This window comes from Flavobacterium sp. KY-23415 (assembly GCF_055384985.1).
Window position 1 is genome coordinate 464087 of the sequence record NZ_AP044001.1, and the last position, 24987, is coordinate 489073.

The window sequence follows — 24987 nt, forward strand, 5'->3', positions numbered from 1 at the left end:
AATAAATCGACCGTTGGATTATGAGAGAAAATGAAATGTTAGAAAAAGAAGATATCTTTTCTAAGGTATTAAGAGCAGGAAGAAGAACATATTTCTTCGATGTGAGAGCAACAAAAGCTGATGATTACTACATTACCATTACTGAAAGTAAAAAATTTACAGAAGAAGATGGTTCTTACCATTTTAAGAAACATAAAATTTATTTGTACAAAGAAGACTTTGTAGCTTTTAAAGAAATTTTAGATGAAATGACTGATTTTGTAGTATCTCAAAAAGGAGAAGAAGTAATTTCTGAAAGACATCAAAAAGATTTCAAAAAAGAAATCTATAATGATTCTGACGAAACAACTCCATCTACAGAGAGCTTTACAAACGTTAGCTTTGATGATATTTAATTAGTAACTTTAAAACGTTTTAAAGTGAACCTAGAATTTTTTCTAGGTTTTTTTATGACATTTTCATGCCATTTTCGACCTTTATATCTGGAGACAACAATACCACACCTCCTTCATGGTCATCTATACCCAAAACCAGACATTCACTCATGAATTTTCCAATTTGTTTTCTTGGGAAATTAACAACAGCCATAATTTGCTTTCCTATTAATTCTTCTTTAGTATAGTGTGTTGTAATTTGAGCTGATGATTTTCGAATTCCAATTGCTGTACCAAAATCAATATGCAGCTGAAAAGCAGGCTTTCTAGCCTCAGGAAAATCATTTACTTCTAAAATTGTCCCTACTCGAATATCTATTTTTTCAAAATCATTCCAAGTAATTATATTATTCTCCATTAAAAATTGAATGTATGACCCATGCTGGTCCAATTAATAAAAATTGTAAATCTTTTAAAAATGAAGGTTTTTTACCTTCTATTTTATGTCCATAAAACTGCCCAATCCAGGCGAGTATAAAAAATGATAGTGAAAACCAAAAAATTGACACCATAGAAGCTAGATAAAAATTCAAAATAAGACATCCTAAAGTAAACACAAACATTTTGATACCCATTAAAAATGAGAGTCTAAAATAAAACAACAATACAAAAATCATAGCTATAAATGCCCAATTTCCAAAAATTGGATGAATTAAACCTAATGGAGTTAGCAACCTATTAGGAATACTCATAAGCATTCCAACAACAGAGAAAAAAATTACAGGAACACAAACATAATGTATTTTCTTATTTGTCATATTCTGATGACTTGTACTATATTCTTCAAACCATTGGTTTAGTGATTTCATATATTAAGCTCTTCTTTTTTTAAATTTAAACATTTTGTAACAATTTAGCAAGTTTCAACGTATAACAATTAGAACCAAGTCAATTCTTGCTTTTCAAAACTTCACAATCATTATGGCACAAACAGCTTCTAACATGTTAGCATTGGGAACAAAAGCTCCTGATTTTTTATTACCAGCAACTAATTTTAATACAACGTTTAATTTTGAAGAATGCAAAGGCAACAAAGGCACTTTAGTGATGTTCATCTGCAACCATTGTCCTTTCGTGATACACGTCATAAACGAAATAGTTATGATTGCCAATGATTACCGTGTGCAAGGACTAGGAGTTGTTGCCATTTCTAGTAACGACATAGTAAAGTACCCTCAAGACAGTCCAGAAAGAATGGCAGATTTTGCATTAGAAAACAAATTAGATTTTCCTTATTTATTTGACGAGACTCAAGAGGTTGCTAAAGAATACAAGGCAGCTTGCACTCCTGATTTTTATTTGTTCAATAATCAAGACAAGTTAATCTATCGTGGACAATTAGACGATTCTCGACCATCTAATGGTATTCCTGTTAGTGGAAGCGATTTACGAAATGCTATTGATAGTATTATCTATAATCGCCATTTGAATGAAGTGCAAAAACCAAGTATTGGCTGTGGCATTAAGTGGAAGTAGAAATATTAGTGATCATTAAATAGATAGTAATTTTATGATTCTAGATGATTTTTTAAAGAAACAAGAACTAAAAGAGGTTTTAACACGGAGCTCAAAATAGAAAGATAAAAATTCATTGGAAAAATGAAAGAGATATCTGATATAAGTTTCAGAACAAAATTTTTATTAATTTCAGATGATTTTTTACCTGAAAAAATTAAATATGTTGGTAATTTTTCACGAAGTTTTATAGAGCTTAGGGAAAGGACATTCCCGTTTAAACGATATAAAGCAGGAAGCATTATAAAATTAAATTTAAATTCTCAAAACGAAATACTTTTTATTAAAACAAGCATTCAAGGAATTTCATACTTTAGGTTTATTTTAAGCACATTAACTTTATCTGTTTTATCATTATTTTGTATTTTACTTTTATTTGAATTAGCATTTCTGCCTATACTGTTATTGTATTAATTAATTAGTTATTTTTATTTATTTATAACTTTTAAAAATTCAAAAACTAATGTACAGAGAATAAAAAAAGAATTATCAAACTATTACAAAACAATTGAAAATTAAGTGCAACAAAAAACAATCAAAACTTTAACCATAACCAAACCAAAAATTACGTCAAAACCACTTTCCAGTGTTCATTGGTTTTTTCAGCATTTCTTTTACCATATTTAACGATTCTCCATTACCGAATTTTCTTTTAAAATTTTCAGTTCCTTTAAGTTTTTCTTGCGTTACTTCTTTTTGGTTATTTTCTGTAATCATTCTAGAATACCAATATTCTTTTCTTAATTGAATTCTTGTCTGCAAGCTTTCACTAAGATTCAGATGATTAGTTACTAATAGCATTTTATTGAAAATAATCTCAATTGGTTCATCAAGAAGTATTTCAATTAATTCTTTTTGATAATCATCACACAGCAACATCAAATTTTCAGCAATTTGCATTCTGTTTTTGTAATGTCCTTTTTTTAGAACAGATTTCAAAATCGTTACTTTCTCTTTTCTTATGAAAGAAAAAATCGAATTTTCAGAAAACTTAAAGTAAAAAAAGAAATAAATAATTCTTAAAAGCATGCTATATTTTATTAAAAAAGCTAAAACGAACAGAAAACTCTATTTGCGTTCCAAAATAACCTCTACAGGACTATTGGTTCTTTTGCCAAACATCTTTGCCTTTTGATTCTCTGTTGAACATAATATATATAAATTAAAGCTCTGCAAGGGCACTATTTGTGTTTTATATATCCCTTTGGTGTCTTCTATTTTAATACCGAAACGCTCTGCTGGAAAAGTATTGGCAACCGAAATGAAGTAATTATCCTTAGCATAAGGAAAAAAATAACGTTCTTTTTCACCTTCTTTACTAATCAAATAATTCTGTTGAAACACCAATGGTTGATTACTATTGTTCCAACTATACATATTATTAACATTAATAACGTCTGTTCCATTTGAATTAACAACTGTTATTTTTAAATTTTTCTCATTCTCAGACTTTCCATTTTCATGTGCATTAACCACTACATAAGACGTAAAATCGTAGCCACAATGTTGAATTTGGCTGAAAGTAAAAAAAGAAAGCAGAAAAAAGAGAATAAAATATAGCTTTTTCATGTATTAAAAATTCAGTTATTGATTAATTATTACAGCTAGTTTTTGCTTATCATCTTTATAGGACTCAATGTGGCCTATATTATTTTTTACAAAATTTAATAGTGCAAAATTTGGTTCTTTTAGATGATTATCTTTCTTAGATTGAAAATTTCGAAACAAGTACAAAGGTGTTTGAACTACACCTGAAGGAATTCCCCACCATCCTAAAACTAACGTTGAAAGCATTGCTTTATTATTACTTTTATCCAAACAATCAGGACAAGCAATACAGCTTTTAGTCTCATTTGAAGAAAAAACAACAAAGCTTTTAACCGTGAAAAGAATTGTGCCATTTAATTTTTTTTCCTTTGAATTACAAATAGGACAGGCAAGTTCTCTTAAATAGTTTGAATAACTAATTAATTCTTCAACACTATACTCTTTATTGTGTGCAATTACTCCATTAAGTAAATTAGGATTTAGATTTCTCTTTTTGATTTCGTACTCAATAATCGAATAAATTTCAGGCCTTAATCCTTTTGAATTTGATGTTGCAATTCTTTCAATTTCAAAATCTTCTTTCAAGGCATAATTCTTTTCGATTTGCTTAATATCAATTTCACTCATTATATTTAATCTTTTTGTAAAAATACAAATTCAAAAACAATACCAATAACTACTACCTTACTTTAAATTCTTCATACTTCTTACAGTATTCCTTATTTTTAGCTTTACACAGTTTTTGATAACAAACCAAAAGTTTGTGTTCCAATTCTTTTGTTTGCTTAATAGTATAGGCCAACTCTAATTCTTTAGATGCTTTAGAATAGTTTCCTTGATCATAATATACCGTCCCTTGATTGGTCAAGATTTCATAGGATTTAGTTTCAAAAGCAGCTTTGCTCTTTAATTGCAATTTCTTATTTAAAGCTTCATAGTTACTAAATCGCATTGAAAAGTAATACCCTAAACCACCCAAGGCAATTAAAATAGCAAATAATGTCAATAAGTCAAATTTTCTTCTGTTTGAAATATTCGCTAAAGCTTCACCCTTTTCATAAGCCCCAAATGAGGCATTAAAATTATTCGAAAACTCAGAGTTACCTGCTACTCCATTTCTAGAACGTGTAAATGGTTTTCTTGCTTTTTGCTTGTATATCCATTTTTGCAACCCAAAACCACTATATCCAATAGCAACATCATTTTTAATAAGGATACAAAAAACCCCTATTTTTCAAAACAAAAAAAGCCTCGAATTTTTTATTCGAGACTCTCTTCGTTTTGTTTTCTAAGTCATAAAAAAACTAAACTGTTGCGCTTTCTAGAACTGGTTTATAACGTCTAAATGTTTGACCCAATAATACTTTAGACAAATGAGTTGTAATTGCTCCATCAATTAATTTATCTAACCAATAAAATTCACCCGCAGAATTTATCTCTAAGAAATAGAATTCATTCTCAGGTGTTACAATAATATCTATTGCTCCATAATTTATCTGGTAAATATCCATTAATTCTAATAATTTATTTTTTACATCTAAAGGCAATTCGTAAGGCACCCAGTCTTTCAACAACGTTACACCCTCTCTTCTCCAATCTAATTTTGCATTAAACAACTTCTGAGAATCTACTGAAAAGGCAAAAATTTCATCTCCGATTATTGTAACTCTCAATTCCAATGCTTTTTCAAGTTTTTCCTGAAACTGCATAGGACAATATTGTAATGTTTCTAAGTTTTCAAGATCTTCTTCTTTAATCTCATTAGTAAACACAACATTTTCAACTCCATTTCTATAAATAGCAAACGAACTCTGCATTTTTGCAATAGTTCCATTTGGATGTGCTTTTACAAACCTTCTTGCTTCCTCAGGACTATTTGTAATGCATGTTTCAGGAATTAACATTCCAAGATGAGAAGCTACTTTCATTTGCTCTTCCTTACTATCCAATCTTCTATATGAACTGTATTTACCTATTTGAAAACAGTTTAAACTTTCTAGCATTCCAAATAATGTAGCTCTAACTTCTCCATGTGTGCTACTCAAAAACTCTCCTTCTAATATTTCATTCAATCCTCCTCCTAAATTGTGACTTCTTCTATACCATAACGCTTCCAAGTCATGCAAGCTTTCTCTGTGACCTTCATAATCCAAATACACTTTCCATTCCCCCTCTTCAAAACAAGAACTTAAGCTATATTTTACTGGGTACTCATCGACATTGAATCGTATAGCATATCCACCTAATTCTTGAATTTTATTAGTCACATTTTTTATACATTCATTATCCTTACTATGTGTAATAATCAATACTTTTTTCATAAACCAATATTTTTATATCAATATTCTGAAGTAATATTATTTTCTTTAAAATATTACTCTATAATTTATCTTTTTATTGTTTCTATAATTTGTTCTGCTATCGTTTCCCCAATAGGATACCCCAAATCTCTTTGTAACATTCCCCATTCTCCTTGCGGATTCACTTCTAGAAAAACATACTCTCCATCAGTTTGCCTAATGATATCAATGGCACCAAAATACAATCCCATTTTATTCATCATTAAAGTAATAGCATTACAAACTTTTTCAGGTAAAGTATATAGACCCCAACCAATATTTTTTTCTTTAGCTGCCCTCCAATCAATATTACCAGATTCTGATTGTGTTGCATTAATTTTTCCTACGAAAAAGACTCCATTAACATAAACAACTCTTAATTCGTACATTTTTTCAATATTTCTTTGAAATATCATTGGACAAAATTCCAAACCTTCTTTTAAAGCTTCTAAATGTTCTTTAGACACCAATGTGGTTGGAAAAAAAGCTCCATCTCTCTTCATACTTCTAGATAAAGATCCATGCAATTTTGTAATCATTTTTCCTTCACATACTTCATTGAAGAATACCTCAACTTGTTTGCTATTGTTTGTAAAAATACTCTCAGGTATAACTAATCCTGATTCTTGAGCAAGTTGTAATTGTTTAAATTTATTTCCTCCTATACTATGGTCAATATCCATAGGGTTTATCCAGAATTTATCCTTAAGAGCATCAAAAAACAATTTGTGCAATGTTCCATACTCTTGATAAAAAATCGAATAATATGATTTATCTAAATCTTTTGGTATTTTTAGTTCCCAAAGCTTCCTATACCAAACTGCTTTTATTTCATCTGTAGTAAAACGATACTCACCGTCTATAATTTCAATTGCCGTTTTTTTACCGATATTTTTACAGCTAATAGAAACATTATTTGAAAATTCATCCGAATTTAACCTGTAAACTTTTTCTCCTAATTCTTCTAATCGTTTTATTACAATATCTATAGTATAATAATCATTAGAATGACTTATACATAAAATCATATCCTTTAATTCAAAAATTTCACGTTGAAAGTATATTTATTAACAACGCACTTCAAAAAAAACAAAGAGTAACGGATTAACCGTTACTCCTTATTAACTCTATTTTTCAAATCCAGCTTCATCATTATCTGATGGATACTTCATTGTATGATAACCATCATTTAATGGTAAAGTTGTATCTTCATCATTATCCGATGGAGCTTTCATTGTAACATCTTCGTCACTATCAGAAGGATATTTTAAAGTATTATCGCTGTCAAATCTTGGATTTGTAATACCACCTTGTACAGCGTTAGACTCATCTTGAGTTAATTGATTTTCTAAAAAATTTGCGAAAAACGGCTTTTTCAAATTTTGATTTTTCATTTTTTTTGATTTAAATTTAATGTTTAGTTTTGTTGTATTTGCAAATAACGAACGCTCGAAATTAACATTTTTTACGGAAAAAACCCACACTTACTTTTTAAAAAAATGTTAAAAAATCAAAAAACCAGTAAACACACGTATTCCCAAATGAAAATAAATTCTCACTATAAAATTTATTTACTCAACTATAAAAAACAAAAAAAAAGGCTGTCCTGAACTAGAACAACCTCTTTATCATTAATACTTAACTAGTTAGTATTACTTTTATTTCACATCCATCAATTCTACATCAAAAACCAATGTTGCATTTGGTGGAATTACTCCTCCAGCTCCTTGAGAACCGTATCCTAAAAATGAAGGAATAACAAAACGTGCTTTATCCCCAACTTTAAGTAACGCAATTCCTTCGTCCCATCCTTGAATAACTTGACCAACTCCTAATTGAAATTCGATAGGTTGTTTTCTTTTATATGATGAATCAAAAACTTGTCCATTATCTAATGCCCCTTGATAGTGAACAGACACTTTTCTTCCTTTTTCTGCTTGCTTACCACTTCCTTTTTGAATAATTTGGTAGCGAAGACCACTATCTGTTTTTTGAAAACCAGCGGCTATTTTATCCAAAGCCTCTTCTGCCATTCTTTTTTGTTCTGCCAATCTTTTTTCTCTAGTTCCTTCAAAAGTTCTAAAAGCTTCAATTGCATTCCATCCTTTAGCTTCTTCACCAACTCTTACAATTTCAACAGATTCTAACAAATCCCCTTGAGCCACAGCATCAACAACATCTTGTCCTTCCACTACATGTCCAAAAACAGAGTGTTTTCCGTCTAACCAAGGAGTTGGAACATGAGTAATAAAAAATTGCGTCCCATTTGTACCAGGACCTGCATTTGCCATAGACAATACACCTGGCTTATCATGTTTTAATTCTGGATGAAATTCATCATCAAATTTATAACCACCATCACCTGTCCCTGTTCCTTGTGGACACCCACCTTGAATCATAAAATCGGTAATTACTCGGTGGAAATTTAATCCGTTGTAGTAAGGAGTCCCCATTGGTTTTGCTGAATTTTCTAACTGACCTTCAGCTAGCCCTACAAAATTACCAACAGTACCTGGAGTTTTATCATGTGTTAGCTTTACTAAAATACTTCCTTTAGATGTATTAAACTTTGCGTAAATTCCGTCTTGCATTTTATTGAATTTAAATTATATGAGACAAAATTAGTGATTTTATTACATAAAAAAAATTACTCCTTACGATATAAAAAAACAAAAAAAACTAGCCTAAAAACAAAATAGTTACAGAAAATTCACATAACTTTAAGAAATCGTCTCATATCTATTATCTTCAAATAATTACTTTTGTATCCTCATAAAAAAAATACAATGGAAAAATTAAGCGGCAAAAAAGCAATAATCACAGGAGGAAGTAGAGGTTTAGGAAAAGCAACCGCAATTGCATTTGCAAAAGAAGGTATCGATGTTGCAATTACTGGAAGAAACGAAACAAAATTAATTGAAACCGTAAACGAATTAAAAACATTTGGTATAAAAGCCAGCTATGCTGTCTTCGATGTTAGTAATTATGAAGAAGTAAAAAATGGAATAAAAAAAATAGTAACTTCACTTGGTACTGTTGACATTTTAGTTAATAATGCAGGAATTGCCGCTTTTGGATCGTTTAATGACATGGAAGTGAGTAAATGGAACGAAATCATACAGACAAATGTTATGGGAATGTATTATACAACCAAAGAAGTACTTCCTTTTTTAATAGAAAAAAACGAAGGAGACATCATTAATGTTTCATCTACTGCTGGTTTAAGTGGAAACCCTAATACGTCTGCTTATTCTGCTTCAAAATTTGCGGTGATAGGAATGTCGGAATCCTTAATGAAAGAAGTACGCAAAAATAACATTAGAGTGTGCACATTAACACCAAGCACCATTGCTTCAGACATGTCAATAGATTTAGGTATTGCTACGAAAGATTCAACTGAAACAGTTTTACAACCAGAAGATTTTGCAGAATTAATAGTTGCAGGTTTAAAATTACCTAGAAGAGCTATGTTAAAAAATGCATCTCTTTGGTCAACAAACCCTTAACAAAAAAAGCATTTTTAATTAAAAGCATAATTGTTTTTTTTTCAATTATGCTTTTTTTGTATATTTCAATAATTGATATATTATTCAAAACAAAATATCTTCATAAATTAAACGAACTTCCAAGATGAAAAACATTTTCAACTCAAAAGACAACCAAGAAATCATAGACAGAATCAACAAGCTAAGACCAGAATCACAAGCCTTGTGGGGTAAAATGTCAGTTGATCAAATGCTATCACACTGCATATCTCCAATTGCAGTAGGTTTAGGAAGCGAAACATTAAAAATCTCATTTCTGATGAAAATATTCGGAAGAATGATGAAAAAATCTTGGTTATCTGCTCCAGAATTCAAAAAGAATAGTCCAACTGCAAAAGAATTTATTCGCACTGATAATTATGATTTTAACACTGTAAAAAAAGAATTAATTGAAAAAGTTCAAAAATTAGGAGAAGGTTTTCATGTAATCAAAATTAAAACTCATCCCTTTTGGGGAAAATTAAACGAAATAGACTGGAATAATCTACAATGGAAACATTTAGATCATCATTTGAGGCAATTTGGCGTTTAAATATTTTTGTTTCAGCTTTAAAGTTAATTAAATTTGCACACATTACTTCATACTTGAAGCATTAAACCAGAAATAAGACATTCCATGCGTATAGACATAATTACTGTATTACCAGAACTAATCAAAAGCCCTTTTGAAGCTTCCATTTTAAAAAGAGCTATAGAAAAAGGATTAGTAGAAGTTCACTTTCACAACTTGAGAGATTACACCACCAATAAACAAAAGAGTGTTGATGATTATCAATTTGGTGGAGGAGCAGGAATGGTTATGAATATACAACCTATAGATGATTGCATTACAAAATTGAAAAATGAACGTGATTATGACGAAGTGATCTACATGACTCCAGATGGGGAAACATTAAATCAAAATATGGCTAACAGAATGTCTTTATTAAAAAATATCATTATTCTTTGCGGTCATTATAAAGGTGTAGATCAACGAGTACGCGATCACTTCATTACAAGAGAAATTTCAATTGGTGATTACGTTTTAAGTGGTGGTGAATTAGGAGCAGCAATACTTTGCGATAGTATTATTCGATTAATACCTGGTGTTTTAAGCAATGAGACATCTGCTTTAACAGATAGTTTTCAAGACAATTTATTAGCACCTCCTGTTTACACAAGACCAGCTGAATACAAGGGTTGGAAAGTTCCTGAAATTCTTCTAAGTGGAAATTTCCCTAAAATCGAAGAATGGAGAGAGCAAAAAGCTTATGAGCATACCAAAAACAGAAGACCTGATTTACTAAAAGAGTAAATTTCAAGTCAAAAAATACTAAATAATTAAAAAATCATAATTATATTTCATAATTAATTTTTACATTTGCACCCACATTTGGATCAACCTCTAGCGATGGACGTGTATGTTGCTCTAAATCAAATATTTATTTTATTCAAAATGGCTAATTTAGTAGATTTCGTACAAAGCGAATTTGTAACAAAAAAAGATTTCCCAGAATTTGGAGCTGGAGACACAATTACTGTGTACTATGAAATTAAAGAGGGTGAAAAAACTAGAACTCAGTTCTTCAAAGGTGTAGTAATACAAAAGAAAGGAACTGGATTAACTGAGACTTTCACAATTCGTAAAATGTCTGGTGCTGTAGGTGTAGAGCGTATCTTCCCTGTAAACATGCCAGCTTTACAAAAAATTGAAGTAAACCAAAGAGGTAAAGTTCGTAGAGCTCGTATCTATTACTTCAGAGAACTTACTGGTAAAAAAGCTAAAATTAAAGAAAAAAGAAGAAGATAATCTTCCCTTTTTAAAAAGCGAAATAATCACACTCTATTCAAATAGAGAGACAAAGAAGCAGTTACATCGTTTTGTAACTGCTTTTTTTTGTTTTTTTTAATCAAAATACTTTCCTGAACTACTTAACCATACAACCAATTAAACATCAGTTTACCGTAAAAACAAACCACATTTTTTTTGGCACGAAATAGAAGAACACAGGATTGCTGTGTTTTTATTTTGCATATATACAAAAAAAAGGGTTCACAAAATGCAAACCCTTTTTTTCATACAATAACTAAACTCAATTACACATGTAATGGCCTATTATCTGTAGCTGCCAATGCTGCTTCCTTCACTGCTTCTGCAAATGTAGGATGCGCATGAGACATTCTTGATATATCTTCTGCACTTGCTCTAAATTCCATTGCTGTAACCGCTTCTGCAATTAAATCCGCACAACGTGCACCAATCATATGCACCCCTAAAACTTCGTCTGTTTTAGCATCTGCTAAGATTTTAACAAAACCATCCGTATCACCACCTGCTCTAGCTCTACCTAAAGCTTTAAATGGAAAACTTCCAGATTTATAAGCCACTCCAGCTTCTTTTAACTGTTCTTCAGTTTGACCAACCGCTGCAACTTCTGGCCAAGTATATACAACTCCAGGAATTAAATTATAATCAATATGAGGTTTCTGACCTGCTAATATTTCAGCTACCAAAACACCTTCCTCCTCTGCTTTATGCGCTAACATTGCCCCACGAACAACATCTCCTATTGCATAAATATTAGATACAGATGTTTGCAAATGATCATTCACTTCAACCTGACCTCTATCTGTCAATTTAACGCCAGCTTTTTCAGCATTTAACCCGTCTGTATAAGGACGACGCCCTACAGAAACCAATGAATAATCTCCTTCTAAAGTAACAATTTCTCCTTTTGCATTTTCAGCCTTAACCGTCACAACATCTCCTGCTCTTTCAACAGATTGTACTTTATGAGAGGTATAGAATTTCATTCCTTGTTTTTTCAAGACCTTTGTTAACTCTTTAGATAATGCCGCATCCATTCCTGGAACAATTCTATCCATATATTCAACAACAGAAACTTGCGCTCCTAATCTTAAATAAACCTGACCAAGCTCAATACCGATAACTCCACCACCAATGATTACTAAATGTTTAGGAACTTCTGGCAATTTTAACGCCTCTGTAGATGTAATAATTCTTTCTTTATCCAACTTAATAAATGGCAAAGACGATGGCTTAGAACCAGTAGCAATTATTATATTTTTAGACTCTATTATTTCCGACGAGCCATCTTTCTTAGAAACTTTAACCGATGTTGCACTTTCAAAAGAACCAACACCTTCAAAAACTTCAACTTTATTTTTATCCATCAAATATTTCACTCCTCCAGATGTTTGATCAACAACAGCTTGTTTTCTAGCTATCATTTTCTCTAAATTAACTTTAACATCTCCCGAAACCTCAATTCCATGATCTGCAAAGTGTTGTAGCTCTTGATAATGATGTGAAGATGCTAATAATGCTTTAGAAGGAATGCATCCAACATTCAAACAAGTACCTCCTAGTGAAGAATATTTTTCAATAATTGCTGTTTTCATCCCTAACTGTGCGCAACGAATAGCAGCCACATATCCACCAGGACCTGAACCTATAATAACTACGTCAAATGAACTCATAGTATATATTTTATTTATGTTGTGTATTTATAATAATTAAGATGCAAAATTAAGGAATTATGTTTACACTGTTTTAGTTTATTTCGAAAATAAATATATTTCAACACTTTATCACTTAAGAAATATTTATAAAAAAATAGTCCTGATTTCCATCAAGACTATTTCTTTCATTTTTTAAAAAAAACTACTACATCTCTTCATTACAAGTATAAACTTGTAAACATGCAAAGTAAATATGACAGTATGCAGGTCCTGTTACAGCCCCACTACACGAACACCCACACTTAGACAAATCAACAATTGCACTACCTTGGATATTTTTCAAGTTCTCTCTTGACAATACTTCTACACCAGAAACATTTAATAATTTAGTTCTCATTTTAGTTTGTTATTTTTGTTATACTATACCAAATATAACAAATAAAAGATAACAAGCAAGAAAAATTACAAACTAAATGCCGTTGTATTTTTAACTTCTCCAATCATAAAAGTACTATGTGTACTACCTATATGTTGAATTGTAGTCAACTTTGTAACCATAAATTCTCGATATGCTTCCATATCTTTAACATAAATTTTTAAAATATAATCATAATCACCACTAACATGAAAACATTCTAAAACTTCATCGAGCTGAACAACTTCTTTTTCAAACTGATTAATTAAATCAACATTATGCTGTGTTAATTTTATATGACAAAAAACTACAAAATTTTTATCTATCTTTGATTTATCTAAAATTGCAACATAGCGACCAATAACTTGTTCGCGCTCAAGTTTTTTAATTCTCTCATAAACAGCAGTTACTGACAAATGCAGTTTTAAAGATAATTCTTTGGTAGTTCTTTTTGTATCCAACTGGATTAACTCCAAGAGCTTTTTATCAATTTCATCTAATTTCATAAGCTTATTTTTTTTAGTAAAACTACAAAAAAAGAGCTTAAAAACAGAACAAAAAACAATTATATCACAAATAAGTAGTTTATAAAACCAAAATTTAACTTTATTATTGATAAATATTCTGATATTCTATTTATTTGTAATAAAAACAATGGAAACCAACCTTTCATTTCTTTTCTTGTGCCTTACCTCTTTTTTTACCCTAATAAATCCGTTAGGCACAATGCCAGTATTCTTGGCAATGACTTCAGAATTGCAAAATCATGAAAGGAACAAAACAGCAAAAAAAGCCACTTTATATTCATTTCTAATACTTTGTGGATTTGCCCTATCTGGTCAATTACTATTTTCTTTTTTTGGCATTTCAATAAATAGTTTTAAAATAGTTGGAGGAGCCATATTTTTTATAATGGGAATGGACATGCTACAAGCGAGACTAAGTCCTTCAAAAATAAAAAAAGAAGAAATAAACAACTACGTAAACGACATCACTATTACACCTTTAGCCATCCCAATGATTTGCGGACCTGGTGCTATAACGAACGCAATTGTATTAATGGAAGATGCGAATAGTATTTTAAAAAAAACTATCCTATTCACATCTATACTCTTAATAAGTTTTCTTACCTACCTAATTCTATTAAGCTCCTCTAAAATCATAAAACTAATTGGCCAAACAGGCATAAATGTCATGATGCGGTTAATGGGTTTAATTGTAATGGTAATTGCAGTAGAATTCTTCTTTAGCGGTTTAATACCTATTATCAATCAAATAAATTTTAAATAAAAACATATGAAATTCAATCCAGCAGACAAAATTCAAGACCTCCAGTACTTTGGAGAATTCGGAGGCGTTAACCCTTCTATATCAGATTCATCTACCTATACATTTCTTTCTGCAAAAACAATGTTCGACACCTTTGAAGGAAATGCAGAAGGATGTTATCTTTATTCACGACACTCATCTCCTAGTAATCTTTATTTAGACAAAGCCTTAGCTGCAATGGAAGGTACAGAAAGTGCTAATGTATCTGCCTCTGGAATGGGCGCTATTACACCTACACTTTTGCAACTATGCGGAAATGGCGACCACATTGTATCTAGCAGAACAATTTATGGTGGAACCTATGCTTTCTTGAAAAATTTCGCACCAAGAATGGGAATCAAAACATCATTCATAGATATCACAAAACTAGATAGTGTTGAAGCTGCCATTACACCAAATACTAAAGTTATTTATTGTGAAACCGTAAGTAATCCGCTTCTAGAAGTTGCAGATTTAGCTAACCTTTCTAAAATTGCAAAAAAACACAATCTTAAGTTAGTAGTAGACAATACTTTTTCTCCACTTTCTGTATCTCCAATTAAATTAGGCGCAGACATTGTTATTCATTCATTAACAAAATACATTAACGGAAGCAGTGATACTGTTGGTGGTGTAATTTGTGCTTCTCAAGAATTCATTAACGATTTGAAAAATGTGAATTCAGGAGCAAGCATGTTACTTGGCCCTACAATGGACAGCATGCGATCTGCTTCTGTGATGAAAAACCTAAGAACTTTGCATTTACGCATAAAGCAGCATAGCCACAATGCTGCTTATTTAGCCGATAAATTCGAAAAAGACGGTTTAAAAACAGTTTATCCAGGACTAAAAAGCCACCCAAGCCATGATATTTATAAAAACATGATTAATCCTGAATATGGGTTTGGTGGAATGTTAACGATAGACGTTGGGAGTTTAGATAAAGCCAATGCTCTAATGGAACTAATGCAAGAGCGCAATTTAGGTTATTTGGCAGTAAGTTTAGGATTCTACAAAACATTGTTTAGTGCACCAGGAACATCAACTTCTTCCGAAATACCACTTGAAGAACAAGCTGAAATGGGATTAACTGACGGATTAATTCGTTTCTCTATAGGTTTAGACAATGACATTGAAAGAACCTACCTAATGATGAAAGACTGCATGAAAGAAATTGGTGTTTTATAATAATTTTATATTCGTTTGTGATATAATCCGATTGTACATTTCTCAATCGGATTTTTTTTATCTTTGAAAAAACGCAGACTATGAAAAAAATAACACTTATCATATTTTTACTTTTTTCTCACATAGGATACACCCAAACAGACCCTAAAATTTATGATATTATTAAAGATGTTTCTGCTGAAAGAATCAAAAAAGACATTACTACACTAGTCAATTTCGGAACAAGAAACACTTTTAGTGATACTACATCAAACACAAGAGGAATTGGAGCTGCAAGAAGATGGATTAAAAAAGAATTTGAAACTATTTCTAAAGATTGCAAAAACTGTCTAAACGTTTTCTATCAAAAAGATTTCGTTACAACAAATGACGGAGAAAGAGTACCCAAAGACACTTGGGTTGTTAATGTTGTTGCTATACAAAAAGGAACAAAATACCCTAATCGCTATATCATAATGAGCGGAGATATTGATAGTAGAAATTCCGACACTATGGATTTCACTACAGAAGCACCAGGAGCAAACGATAACGCATCTGGAATGGCAGGAACAATAGAAGCTGCTAGAGTACTCTCTAAATATCAATTTGAAAATAGCATCATTTATTTAGGACTATCGGGAGAAGAACAAGGATTATTTGGTGGAAATGGGTTTGCCACCTATGCTCAAAATAAAGGCTGGGAAATAATTGGCATATTAAATAACGATATGATTGGCAACATCGAAGGCATTGATGGTATAATTGACAACAGAACTTTTCGAATATTTTCCGAACCTACTCCAACAAACGAAACTGACAAAGAGCGCAACTTGAGACGTTTTTATGGAGGCGAAGTTGATGGAATTTCAAGACAACTAGCTCGCTATATTGAAAAAAACACTAAAACTTATATGCCAGAAATGAACCCTATGATGATTTATAGATTAGATAGATTTGGAAGAGGTGGGCATCATCGCCCCTTTAATGATCTTGGATATGCAGGAGTTAGAATAATGGAAGCACATGAGAACTATACCCGACAACATCAAAACATTAGAAAAGAAAACGGAATAAATTATGGTGATGTTTTAAATAGTGTAAATTTCGATTATGTAAAAAAACTCACCGCTGTGAATGCAATAAACCTAGCCTCATTAGGATGGTCACCACCAGCCCCAGAAGATGTTTTAATTGGTGGAATAGTAGAACCCAATGTAAAATTAAGATGGAAGAAAAGCGAAGACACATTTATTAAAGGGTACAAAATTTATTGGAGACTAACCACTTCTTCACAATGGGAACACAGCAGATATGTAGGCAATGTTGATAATTTCGAATTAGAAGGGATTATAATTGATAATTATTTCTTCGGAGTAGCATCTGTTGGTCAAAATAATCATGAAAGCATGATTGTTTTCCCTAAAGATACAATAAAAGACTCCTTTAGAAAGAGATAAACTTCACAGATAATCAAAAAATTAAGAAAAAAAATCTATAGTTTAAAAATTAAGTCATTTTTGGCACTAGACAACTTTGTCATTACTAACTCTTTTTTCTATCTTGCATGCTCAAAAAAAAATAAATGGATACTAAAATAAATTCAAATAAAGAATTAAGCATTTGGGAAGCTTTGATTCCTGTTTTTGCATTAATAACAATGTTAGGTTATAATGTATATATTTTTGAAGACGAAGCACTAGGAGGAAGCAATCAATTTGTTTTACTACTTGGAGCAGCAGTTGCAGCGATTGTAGGTTTTTTCAACAAAGTTTCCTTCCAAAAAATGCTCGATGAAGTAGCCGAAAACATTAAATCAACAGCAGGTGCCATTCTAATTTTATTAATGGTTGGTGCATTAGCAGGTACTTGGTTAGTTAGTGGCATTATTCCCTCTATGATATATTATGGTCTTCAAATTTTAAGCCCTGCCATATTTTTGCCTGCCACATTAGTAATATGCGCTGTTATCTCTATTGCAACAGGAAGTTCTTGGACAACATCTGCAACAGTAGGTATAGCACTTATAGGAATCGGAGGAGCTTTAGGCTTCCCTACTGGAATGATAGCAGGGGCAGTAATTTCTGGAGCATATTTTGGAGACAAACTCTCCCCAATGTCCGACACTACTAATTTAGCACCTGCAATGGCTGGAACCGATTTGTTTACACATATTAAATATATGGCACTAACAACGACTCCAACATTTATTATCTCATTAATTTTATTTATAATTTTAGGACTAACTGTTGAGACCAATGGAATTGCTGATTCTACAGGATTACTTTCCGACATAGAAAAATCTTTTAACATTACACCTTGGCTGTTTCTAGTTCCTGTAATTGTGATTGGATTAATTGTAAAAAAAACTGAACCATTAGCCGCACTACTTATAGGAACTTTATTAGCTGCTGTTTTTGCTATTATATTCCAACCTGAAATTATACTAATGCTTTCTGGAGGCAAAACCTTAAATTTCGCAAACGCTTACAAAGGCGTTTTAAATGCCATAACAACAGACTCAGTCATACCTACAGAAAATGAAACACTAAAAGACCTTTTCAAGTCGGGTGGAATGCAAAAAATGCTTGGGACAATTTGGTTAATTGTTTGCGCAATGGTTTTTGGAGGTATCATGGACGCCATTGGGGCTTTAGCTAGAATTAGTCAAACTCTATTAAAAATGGCAAAATCTACATTAGGTCTTTTCGCCTCAACTGTTGGAAGTTGTTTAGCATTAAACATTACCGCTTCTGACCAGTATTTAGCAATAGTTGTTCCAGGTAAAATGTTTGCGAAAGCCTATGCCGACAAAGGTCTAGCTCCTGAAAACCTAAGTAGAACCCTTGAAGATTCTGGCACTGTCACTTCTGTTTTAATTCCATGGAATACATGTGGAGCTTATCAATCTGGCACACTAGGAGTTCAAACCTCCGATTATCTTCCATATGCTTTCTTCAACCTTTTAAGCCCGATTATGACATTAATTTTTGCGGCCTTCAACATAAAAATAAAACAATTAGTTTCTACTATTAAGGAATAAAACAACAATAATTAAAAACTATTTAAAAATAAGAAATAACCATAACTTAATCTTAGTTATGGTTATTTTATTTTTAATTTTGTGATAAGAAATTAAAACAACAATTTAAATAAAAAAACTATGGCATTAGTAGGAAAAAAATTCCCAAACATCACTGTAGATGCAATCTCTGAAATGGGTGATAATCTAAGAATCAACGTTTTAGAAGAAGCTGTTAACAACAAGAAAAAAGTACTTTTATTTTGGTATCCAAAAGATTTTACTTTTGTTTGCCCAACTGAACTACATGCTTTCCAAGCTGCTTTAGGTGATTTCGAAAAAAGAAACACTATTGTTATTGGTGCTTCTTGCGACACAAATGAAGTACATTTCGCTTGGTTAAATACTGCAAAAGATAATGGAGGGATTGAAGGTGTAACTTATCCTTTATTAGCAGATACTACTAGAAACTTATCTGCTGCTTTAGACATTCTAGATGCAGAGTGGGTTTATGATGAAAACTTAGAGGAAGAAATCTTAGAAGGTTCTAACGTAACTTTTAGAGCTACTTATTTAATCGACGAAGACGGAAAAATCTTCCATGAAAGCGTAAATGATATGCCATTAGGAAGAAATGTAAACGAATATTTACGTCTAATAGATGCATATACTCACGTTCAAACTAAAGGAGAAGTATGTCCAGCAAACTGGGAAGAAGGAAAAGATGCAATGAGTGCTGACAGAAACAGTACTGCTGCTTATTTAGCTTCTCACTAACAACCCACAATGTTTCAAGTTTTAAGTTTAAAAAAAATAAACTTGAAACTTGAAACAATTTTCAAATTTAAATTTCAATAAAATGTTTACAGAAATAGAACAAGACAATCTAGCAGAAGTAATTACTTCAAATAACACAGTGGTAGTACAATTTTCTGCAACTTGGTGCGGAAATTGCAGAATAATGAAACCAAAATTCAAAAAAATAGCTTCAGAAAACGAATCAATCCCATTTATAGTTGTTGATGCTGAAAAATTTCCAGAATCTAGAAAATTAGCTAAAGTTGATAATTTACCAACATTCGCTACTTTTAAGAATGGTGTTTTAGTAAACCAAGTACAAACAAACAAAGCTGAAATATTAGCGGAATTGATTCAAGAAGTTATTTAATTTAAAACACCTTTAATCTCAAAACAAAATGAAATTACCAGTAATTAAACAACTCATACAGTTTATTGAAGATAACGATCAAGATTATTTAATTGAAACCATTGAAGTTCTTGAAAATCTAACAGAAGTTTCTTCATTAAAAGATGAAGAACTAGATGTAATTGGAGAATTAATTTCTAATATGTATGGAGCACTTGAAGTGAATAAATCCATCAAAAATGGAGCTGATAAAAAAACTGCCTTAAATGACTTTATGAAACGTGTTTTAGGATCTATAGACAAAGAATAGTTTTTAAATCTAATATTCAAATATTTTACTTATAAAAAAACAAATACTTTTTAATTATTTATTTATATATTGCACACTATAAACATCTATTTCGCAATAAATTATGAATAAAATTAGACTATTAACTGGTATTTCGTTTTTTTTTAGTTTATCCATTTTAGCACAAAACCCAACCACAGCAGTTAAAAGTAAAGATTCCATAATAAAATCTCCATTCTCTAAACAACAAAAATCAAGTTCTTACCAATTACCATACCCAATTGTTTTTATTCATGGACTGAACTCTAGTTCCGAAACATGGAACACCACTACAAACTACCTAGACAGTCAATACGATTTAATTTTTGGCGGAAGATTTGATTTTTGCTTAAATGCAGACAACAACAATGCTACTACTAACACAAATTTTTACCCGCTACCCAATGCAGATATTAGAGCTTTTGAAACTTCTGTAATTCCAAATGGCGATTATTATTATATCAATTTTAATGTGAATCCAGATGGAACGATAGGCTCAGACGCACTCAGCAACCAAGCAGCTATAACAAAACAAGGGAAAGCACTTCAAAAAGCTCTTGAAAGAATCCTTACCCTTACTGAAAAAAACAAAGTTATTTTGGTTGGACACAGCATGGGAGGATTGGCTGCAAGAGAATATATTCAAAACAGCTATAATTATCAAGCAGATGGACAGCATCATGTAGCTAAATTATTAACTATTGGAACTCCTCACGGCGGAAGCAATGCCAGCGATAGTGGACTTGGATGGTTTACAGGAATAGACACGCATTCTGAAGCCATTAGAGATTTAAAAACCACCTATTATTATAGTGGAGACCAAGGACGTTTTTTATTTGGTGGTGTAGAAATAAATGATAATTTAAACATGAACGAACATTTAATTGGTTCCGATTTCTTTAACTATGACGTGAATTGCAATGGCAGCATTGGAGACAATATCATAGGACTCAATCAAAAAACAATAGACAATCTTATCGATTTCTCTTCAATAATTGGAAGAATTACAAATGGAACAACAGATGGAGTTGTTGATGAACCCTCATCAAATCTTAATCATTTTTATCCAACCCTAACCTATCCTGCTAAATTATTTTATCATACTTCCGCTTCAAATTTCATTCAAAATCACACAGAATTACCAGGCTATTATTACGAAATAATGCAAGGTTTAGACGAACCAAATTTTAAAGAATTAGCTTTCAAAATCTCACCAAACAACAGCTACATTGGCTTTAGTACTGTACAATCTAACACTACAGAAAACGACAATGACTATTTTAGCTTTACAATCGCAGAAAATTCAAATACCACTATTAATATTAGTTCAATTGTAAACAACCAAATGGAAGCCTCTATAATTGACCAGAACGAAACAACAATAGGAAATACACATTTCAACAATGGAAATTCAATTAATTTCAACACTCTTTTATCTCCTGGCAATTATTACTTAAAACTTTCAAGCACAACCCCATCAAATACTGATTATCTAACACCATATATCTTTAGCATTTCAACAACTTTAGACACCAACTCTAATCTGTTTTCTAATTTCAATTATTATCCAAACCCAATTATCGACAACCTAGCCTTAGAAAACATCTCTTTATCTAGAGTAAAAATATACAACACCGTTGGACAAATAATAGAAAATATAAACCTAGACACAAACAAAACCTACAACACAATAAACCTATCTCATTTAAAAAGCGGCATCTATCTAATGATTTTAGAAAATGAAAACACAGAAAAAACTATTAAAATAATCAAACAATAATCCCAACAAAATCAAACTTAAAACCACAACTTCCAGATTACATATTAGAAATCATAGAAAAAATCACTCCAAATCCATGTTAGTTGTAGTCATCATAAATCCTTTATAAAAAAGTAACGCAACAAACATCCCAACGAAGGGAGCTATAAAATATAACCATAAAAAAGTAATGTTTTGAGAAATTATTCCTGGACCAAAACTCCTTGCCGGATTCATTGACGCTCCACAGATTGGTCCCGCCAACCACGCTTCTAAAAAAACAGTAAACCCGATAAGAAAAGGAGCAAATTTTAACAATTTCACCTTAGTAGTCGTTATTAAAATTACAAACATTAAAACTAAACTCAAAAACAATTCCAAAACAAAAGACTCCTGCCAACTACCACTAGGTAAAGTATTTCCTAAATTTTGATTATCCCAAAAAATAAGCCTTAACACCAAACTAGCCATAACAGCCCCTAATAGTTGAAAAAAAACATAAAAAATTGCTTTTTTTAAAGCAATTTGCTTATTAATAAAAAACACTAATGTAACTGCTGGATTAATATGACAATCAGAAACTTTACCTAGACAAAGAATCAAAAGCCATACAGTTAAACCAAAAACCACTCCTATTCCAAAAGCTTGCACAATTCCATTATATTCCTCACCAATTATCACAGAACCTGTTCCAAAAAACACCAATAGAAAAGTCCCTATAAATTCACAAAAAAAATCTTTTCTACTTTCCATTAACAATTTTTGAAAATACATAGTTCATCTCTGAAGCAATTTCGATACTTCTTTCTAAATATTTACTATCCATTTGTTCGGTTCCATCAAACATTTTTGGATCATTATAACGAATTGGAATTCTTTTTTCAGCTCCAGCAATAAACGGACAACCTTCATCCGCAGAAGTACAGGTCATAATTGCAGCAAAATTTAACCTCGGATTAAACTCGTCATCAAATGTTTTCGAAAAACATATAATTGGATGTTCATTTTCCGAATATTTTATGGCATACACAGGATTACTTTCATCGCTCAATTTTTGAATTTGAAACCCTTGATTTTGTAATGTTACTGCTACTTTTGAAAACAATGCTGTAGCTTCTGTTCCGCCAGAATAGCAATTCACGTTATTAACACTATAATGAAAAGCCATTGTTTGTGCCCAAACTTGAGACAAATGACTTCTTCTTGAATTATGCGTACAAATAAAATTCAAATTAACAGCTTCATTATTATCTATTTTTAATTGTATATAATCGATTAATGGCTGCAATATTTCTTTTCTTTCTTCTGTAACAATTAGAAGTTTTTCTTCTATTGTTCTTTTAATTACTGAATACATTTATAACTTTTTATAGAGACAAAAAATAAAATTCTGAATCGTATTGAATGGTGTCTTATGATCTTCAGTAAAGCAATTTTCCAACTGAAAATCATGTTCAAATAGCGATTCCATTTTTTCAATAGAATATTGGGTTATAGGCAAACCACTGCATTTTTCTGGACCTTCTTCAGAAAAAGCTCCAATAATGAAACACCCATTATTTTTCAAAGCATTAACAGTATTTGTTTTGTATTTTTCTATTTCTGAATCTTGAATTAAAAAATGAAAAGAAGCTCTATCATGCCAAACATCAAATTCATTTGCTTTTTGAAAGTCCAAAACATCAGAAACAATAAAAGTTACAAATTTTGCTTTTTCTCCAAGCCTTTGCTTTGCTCTTTCAATGGCTTTTTCCGAAATATCAAGCAAATATAAATTTGTATAACCTAAATCAATGAGACTATCTATTAAATAACTATCACCACCTCCAATATCTATAATTTTTGCATCTATTGGCAGTTTGCATGATTGTATCATTTGAATTGATGAAACTGGTTTTTCTTGATACCAACTTACTTCTTTTTCAGATTTAGTTTCAAAAACTGCCTCCCAATGTCCTTTTTTATTTTCCATAATTAACAACAACCTGAATTTGGACTACACGAATTCTCTTTTGGCTTCCATTCACCAATTTTCACTTTAAGTTTTTCGGTAGAGATTCCACATTTATCTTTCGCTAAACAGTTTGTCAACTTTGTTACCAATAAAAAATTAGTCCCATCAAAATCCAAACTAAATTTACCTATTGTAGTTGCCATTTGATACTCAACCTCAATTTCTAAATCTTCAATCCCTATAATTTTCTCTGACAATTCAATGATGTGAATTAATTTTTCTGGATGCAAACGATGGTTATAATCATTTTCTTCCCATAATTGAAAATTCACAACCTCTTCCTTTCGAACTGTACCACCACAGTCAATAAAATGCTTTGTAACCTTTCCCACTTCTGTAACATGGAAATGACTAGGTACCAACTCTCCATTGGGTAATTGAAAAGCAATTGTTGACAATTGTTTTAACGCTTTTTTTATTTCTGATAATTTCATAATATAATAATTAGTTATTAATGAATAATGATTAGCAACATTTGTTTTGTAGCTGGTTTGATATTCCTTTAAAATGTTTTTCTATAACAGCAATCGTTGCTTCATTAAGACAATAACAAATTGCAGTACCTTCAATAGTCCCTTTAATAATATTCGCTTTTTTCAAAGCGGCCAAATGCTGAGAAACTGTGGGTTGTGCCAAAGGCAAAACATTAACAATATCACCACAAATACAAGAATCGACACTCAATAAATATTGTATTATTGCAATACGTGCTGGATGCGACATTGCTTTAAACAAATTAGCTAACTCATTTTGCTCATCTGTAAAGCTTTCTGTTTTTGAAACTCCCATAAGTATTTAAATTCACTTGTTTGGTATAATTTAAAAGCGGTTCTCGATACAATTTTATAAAGTAAAAATTAGCATTTTTACTTTATAAAATCACTCGAATTGACGTTTTTATAATTATCATCAATTATTATATTGCAATATTACGATAAAACAATTTAATAAAAAAATTATACACAAAAAAAGCCCTGATAAAAATCA

At 31.1% G+C, this 24987-nt stretch carries 33 protein-coding genes; 15 read left to right on the forward strand and 18 right to left on the reverse strand.

The window, feature by feature from the left end; translation table 11 throughout:
- Positions 1 to 20: 20 nt before the first annotated feature.
- On the forward strand, positions 21 to 395 hold the full coding sequence (locus ACZ49Z_RS02275; RefSeq protein ID WP_464306575.1) for a PUR family DNA/RNA-binding protein: 375 nt from the start codon (positions 21 to 23) through the stop codon (positions 393 to 395).
- Between the two features lie 52 nt (positions 396 to 447).
- Here the strand turns inward: ACZ49Z_RS02275 and ACZ49Z_RS02280 are convergent, their stop codons facing one another.
- Both ACZ49Z_RS02280 and ACZ49Z_RS02285 read right to left on the reverse strand, forming a co-directional pair.
- Complete coding sequence (locus tag ACZ49Z_RS02280; RefSeq protein WP_464306576.1) at positions 448 to 792, reverse strand: tRNA-binding protein; 345 nt, start codon at positions 790 to 792, stop codon at positions 448 to 450.
- The gene (locus ACZ49Z_RS02285; protein WP_464306577.1) at positions 782 to 1243 is read right to left on the reverse strand and encodes an Mpo1 family 2-hydroxy fatty acid dioxygenase; all 462 of its coding nucleotides are present in this window, start codon (positions 1241 to 1243) and stop codon (positions 782 to 784) included. The genes ACZ49Z_RS02280 and ACZ49Z_RS02285 overlap by 11 nt, the downstream gene beginning before the upstream one ends.
- A gap of 112 nt (positions 1244 to 1355) precedes the next feature.
- Here ACZ49Z_RS02285 and ACZ49Z_RS02290 point away from each other — a divergent pair, with 112 nt between their 5' ends.
- The gene (locus ACZ49Z_RS02290; RefSeq protein WP_464306578.1) at positions 1356 to 1910 is read left to right on the forward strand and encodes a thioredoxin family protein; all 555 of its coding nucleotides are present in this window, start codon (positions 1356 to 1358) and stop codon (positions 1908 to 1910) included.
- Positions 1911 to 2033: 123 nt separating this feature from the next.
- Entirely contained in the window at positions 2034 to 2363 is a 330-nt protein-coding gene (locus tag ACZ49Z_RS02295) for a hypothetical protein (protein ID WP_464306579.1), read from the forward strand.
- 156 nt (positions 2364 to 2519) lie between these two features.
- Here the strand turns inward: ACZ49Z_RS02295 and ACZ49Z_RS02300 are convergent, their stop codons facing one another.
- From ACZ49Z_RS02300 to ACZ49Z_RS02335, 8 genes are all read right to left on the reverse strand, one after another.
- On the reverse strand, positions 2520 to 2978 hold the full coding sequence (locus ACZ49Z_RS02300) for a hypothetical protein (RefSeq protein WP_464306580.1): 459 nt from the start codon (positions 2976 to 2978) through the stop codon (positions 2520 to 2522).
- 39 nt (positions 2979 to 3017) lie between these two features.
- A complete protein-coding gene (locus ACZ49Z_RS02305) occupies positions 3018 to 3518 on the reverse strand; it encodes a hypothetical protein (protein WP_464306581.1) in 501 nt (166 codons plus the stop codon).
- A gap of 15 nt (positions 3519 to 3533) precedes the next feature.
- Positions 3534 to 4124 carry a hypothetical protein gene (locus ACZ49Z_RS02310; RefSeq protein WP_464306582.1) on the reverse strand — a complete coding sequence of 197 codons (591 nt, stop codon included), beginning with the start codon at positions 4122 to 4124 and terminating at the stop codon, positions 3534 to 3536.
- A 52-nt stretch (positions 4125 to 4176) separates the two neighbouring features.
- Positions 4177 to 4668 carry a hypothetical protein gene (locus tag ACZ49Z_RS02315; protein ID WP_464306583.1) on the reverse strand — a complete coding sequence of 164 codons (492 nt, stop codon included), beginning with the start codon at positions 4666 to 4668 and terminating at the stop codon, positions 4177 to 4179.
- A 133-nt stretch (positions 4669 to 4801) separates the two neighbouring features.
- Positions 4802 to 5818: an ATP-grasp domain-containing protein gene (locus ACZ49Z_RS02320; protein ID WP_464306584.1), complete on the reverse strand. Its 1017-nt coding sequence runs from the start codon at positions 5816 to 5818 to the stop codon at positions 4802 to 4804.
- 65 nt (positions 5819 to 5883) lie between these two features.
- Positions 5884 to 6864 carry an MvdC/MvdD family ATP grasp protein gene (locus ACZ49Z_RS02325; protein WP_464306585.1) on the reverse strand — a complete coding sequence of 327 codons (981 nt, stop codon included), beginning with the start codon at positions 6862 to 6864 and terminating at the stop codon, positions 5884 to 5886.
- 99 nt (positions 6865 to 6963) lie between these two features.
- The gene (locus tag ACZ49Z_RS02330; protein ID WP_464306586.1) at positions 6964 to 7215 is read right to left on the reverse strand and encodes a microviridin/marinostatin family tricyclic proteinase inhibitor; all 252 of its coding nucleotides are present in this window, start codon (positions 7213 to 7215) and stop codon (positions 6964 to 6966) included.
- A gap of 279 nt (positions 7216 to 7494) precedes the next feature.
- The gene (locus ACZ49Z_RS02335; RefSeq protein ID WP_464306587.1) at positions 7495 to 8427 is read right to left on the reverse strand and encodes a peptidylprolyl isomerase; all 933 of its coding nucleotides are present in this window, start codon (positions 8425 to 8427) and stop codon (positions 7495 to 7497) included.
- Between the two features lie 195 nt (positions 8428 to 8622).
- Between ACZ49Z_RS02335 and ACZ49Z_RS02340 the strand changes: the two genes are divergently transcribed.
- The 4 genes from ACZ49Z_RS02340 (at position 8623) to rplS (ending at position 11170) form a co-directional block, all read left to right on the forward strand.
- Entirely contained in the window at positions 8623 to 9342 is a 720-nt protein-coding gene (locus ACZ49Z_RS02340; protein WP_464306588.1) for a 3-ketoacyl-ACP reductase, read from the forward strand.
- Between the two features lie 124 nt (positions 9343 to 9466).
- A complete protein-coding gene (locus ACZ49Z_RS02345; protein ID WP_464306589.1) occupies positions 9467 to 9913 on the forward strand; it encodes a DUF1569 domain-containing protein in 447 nt (148 codons plus the stop codon).
- Between the two features lie 84 nt (positions 9914 to 9997).
- On the forward strand, positions 9998 to 10675 hold the full coding sequence (gene trmD, locus ACZ49Z_RS02350) for a tRNA (guanosine(37)-N1)-methyltransferase TrmD (RefSeq protein ID WP_464306590.1): 678 nt from the start codon (positions 9998 to 10000) through the stop codon (positions 10673 to 10675).
- A gap of 141 nt (positions 10676 to 10816) precedes the next feature.
- The gene (gene rplS / locus ACZ49Z_RS02355; protein WP_464306591.1) at positions 10817 to 11170 is read left to right on the forward strand and encodes a 50S ribosomal protein L19; all 354 of its coding nucleotides are present in this window, start codon (positions 10817 to 10819) and stop codon (positions 11168 to 11170) included.
- Between the two features lie 287 nt (positions 11171 to 11457).
- Here the strand turns inward: rplS and lpdA are convergent, their stop codons facing one another.
- The 3 genes from lpdA to ACZ49Z_RS02370 form a co-directional block, all read right to left on the reverse strand.
- Positions 11458 to 12861: a dihydrolipoyl dehydrogenase gene (lpdA, locus tag ACZ49Z_RS02360; RefSeq protein WP_464306592.1), complete on the reverse strand. Its 1404-nt coding sequence runs from the start codon at positions 12859 to 12861 to the stop codon at positions 11458 to 11460.
- Positions 12862 to 13048: 187 nt separating this feature from the next.
- The gene (locus ACZ49Z_RS02365; protein ID WP_464306593.1) at positions 13049 to 13240 is read right to left on the reverse strand and encodes a hypothetical protein; all 192 of its coding nucleotides are present in this window, start codon (positions 13238 to 13240) and stop codon (positions 13049 to 13051) included.
- Positions 13241 to 13305: 65 nt separating this feature from the next.
- Complete coding sequence (locus ACZ49Z_RS02370; protein WP_464306594.1) at positions 13306 to 13764, reverse strand: Lrp/AsnC family transcriptional regulator; 459 nt, start codon at positions 13762 to 13764, stop codon at positions 13306 to 13308.
- Between the two features lie 148 nt (positions 13765 to 13912).
- Between ACZ49Z_RS02370 and ACZ49Z_RS02375 the strand changes: the two genes are divergently transcribed.
- The 8 genes from ACZ49Z_RS02375 to ACZ49Z_RS02410 all read left to right on the forward strand — a co-directional run bounded on the left by ACZ49Z_RS02375 (position 13913) and on the right by ACZ49Z_RS02410 (position 22007).
- Positions 13913 to 14548, forward strand: a complete 636-nt coding sequence (locus tag ACZ49Z_RS02375; RefSeq protein ID WP_464306595.1) for a MarC family protein — start codon at positions 13913 to 13915, stop codon at positions 14546 to 14548.
- Positions 14549 to 14554: 6 nt separating this feature from the next.
- Positions 14555 to 15754: an aminotransferase class I/II-fold pyridoxal phosphate-dependent enzyme gene (locus ACZ49Z_RS02380; RefSeq protein WP_464306596.1), complete on the forward strand. Its 1200-nt coding sequence runs from the start codon at positions 14555 to 14557 to the stop codon at positions 15752 to 15754.
- 80 nt (positions 15755 to 15834) lie between these two features.
- Positions 15835 to 17190, forward strand: a complete 1356-nt coding sequence (locus tag ACZ49Z_RS02385; RefSeq protein WP_464306597.1) for a M28 family peptidase — start codon at positions 15835 to 15837, stop codon at positions 17188 to 17190.
- Between the two features lie 125 nt (positions 17191 to 17315).
- Positions 17316 to 18773, forward strand: coding sequence for a Na+/H+ antiporter NhaC (nhaC, locus tag ACZ49Z_RS02390; RefSeq protein WP_464306598.1), 1458 nt, complete (start codon positions 17316 to 17318; stop codon positions 18771 to 18773).
- A 120-nt stretch (positions 18774 to 18893) separates the two neighbouring features.
- The gene (locus ACZ49Z_RS02395) at positions 18894 to 19529 is read left to right on the forward strand and encodes a peroxiredoxin (protein WP_464306599.1); all 636 of its coding nucleotides are present in this window, start codon (positions 18894 to 18896) and stop codon (positions 19527 to 19529) included.
- An 82-nt stretch (positions 19530 to 19611) separates the two neighbouring features.
- On the forward strand, positions 19612 to 19920 hold the full coding sequence (locus ACZ49Z_RS02400) for a thioredoxin family protein (protein WP_464306600.1): 309 nt from the start codon (positions 19612 to 19614) through the stop codon (positions 19918 to 19920).
- Positions 19921 to 19948: 28 nt separating this feature from the next.
- The gene (locus tag ACZ49Z_RS02405; protein ID WP_464306601.1) at positions 19949 to 20209 is read left to right on the forward strand and encodes a DUF6952 family protein; all 261 of its coding nucleotides are present in this window, start codon (positions 19949 to 19951) and stop codon (positions 20207 to 20209) included.
- Positions 20210 to 20312: 103 nt separating this feature from the next.
- Positions 20313 to 22007, forward strand: coding sequence for a T9SS type A sorting domain-containing protein (locus ACZ49Z_RS02410; protein WP_464306602.1), 1695 nt, complete (start codon positions 20313 to 20315; stop codon positions 22005 to 22007).
- 63 nt (positions 22008 to 22070) lie between these two features.
- On the opposite strand, the gene ACZ49Z_RS02415 is transcribed toward ACZ49Z_RS02410, so the two are convergent.
- The 5 genes from ACZ49Z_RS02415 to ACZ49Z_RS02435 are packed head-to-tail and all read right to left on the reverse strand — an operon-like array spanning position 22071 to position 24789.
- On the reverse strand, positions 22071 to 22739 hold the full coding sequence (locus tag ACZ49Z_RS02415) for an MIP/aquaporin family protein (protein WP_464306603.1): 669 nt from the start codon (positions 22737 to 22739) through the stop codon (positions 22071 to 22073).
- Positions 22729 to 23343 (reverse strand): arsenate-mycothiol transferase ArsC, encoded by a 615-nt coding sequence (locus ACZ49Z_RS02420; RefSeq protein ID WP_464306604.1) that lies wholly within the window; start codon positions 23341 to 23343, stop codon positions 22729 to 22731. The genes ACZ49Z_RS02415 and ACZ49Z_RS02420 overlap by 11 nt, the downstream gene beginning before the upstream one ends.
- Entirely contained in the window at positions 23344 to 23958 is a 615-nt protein-coding gene (locus ACZ49Z_RS02425) for a class I SAM-dependent methyltransferase (protein WP_464306605.1), read from the reverse strand.
- 2 nt (positions 23959 to 23960) lie between these two features.
- Positions 23961 to 24434 (reverse strand): DUF6428 family protein, encoded by a 474-nt coding sequence (locus tag ACZ49Z_RS02430; protein ID WP_464306606.1) that lies wholly within the window; start codon positions 24432 to 24434, stop codon positions 23961 to 23963.
- A 31-nt stretch (positions 24435 to 24465) separates the two neighbouring features.
- Positions 24466 to 24789: an ArsR/SmtB family transcription factor gene (locus ACZ49Z_RS02435; RefSeq protein ID WP_464306607.1), complete on the reverse strand. Its 324-nt coding sequence runs from the start codon at positions 24787 to 24789 to the stop codon at positions 24466 to 24468.
- Positions 24790 to 24987: the final 198 nt, after the last annotated feature.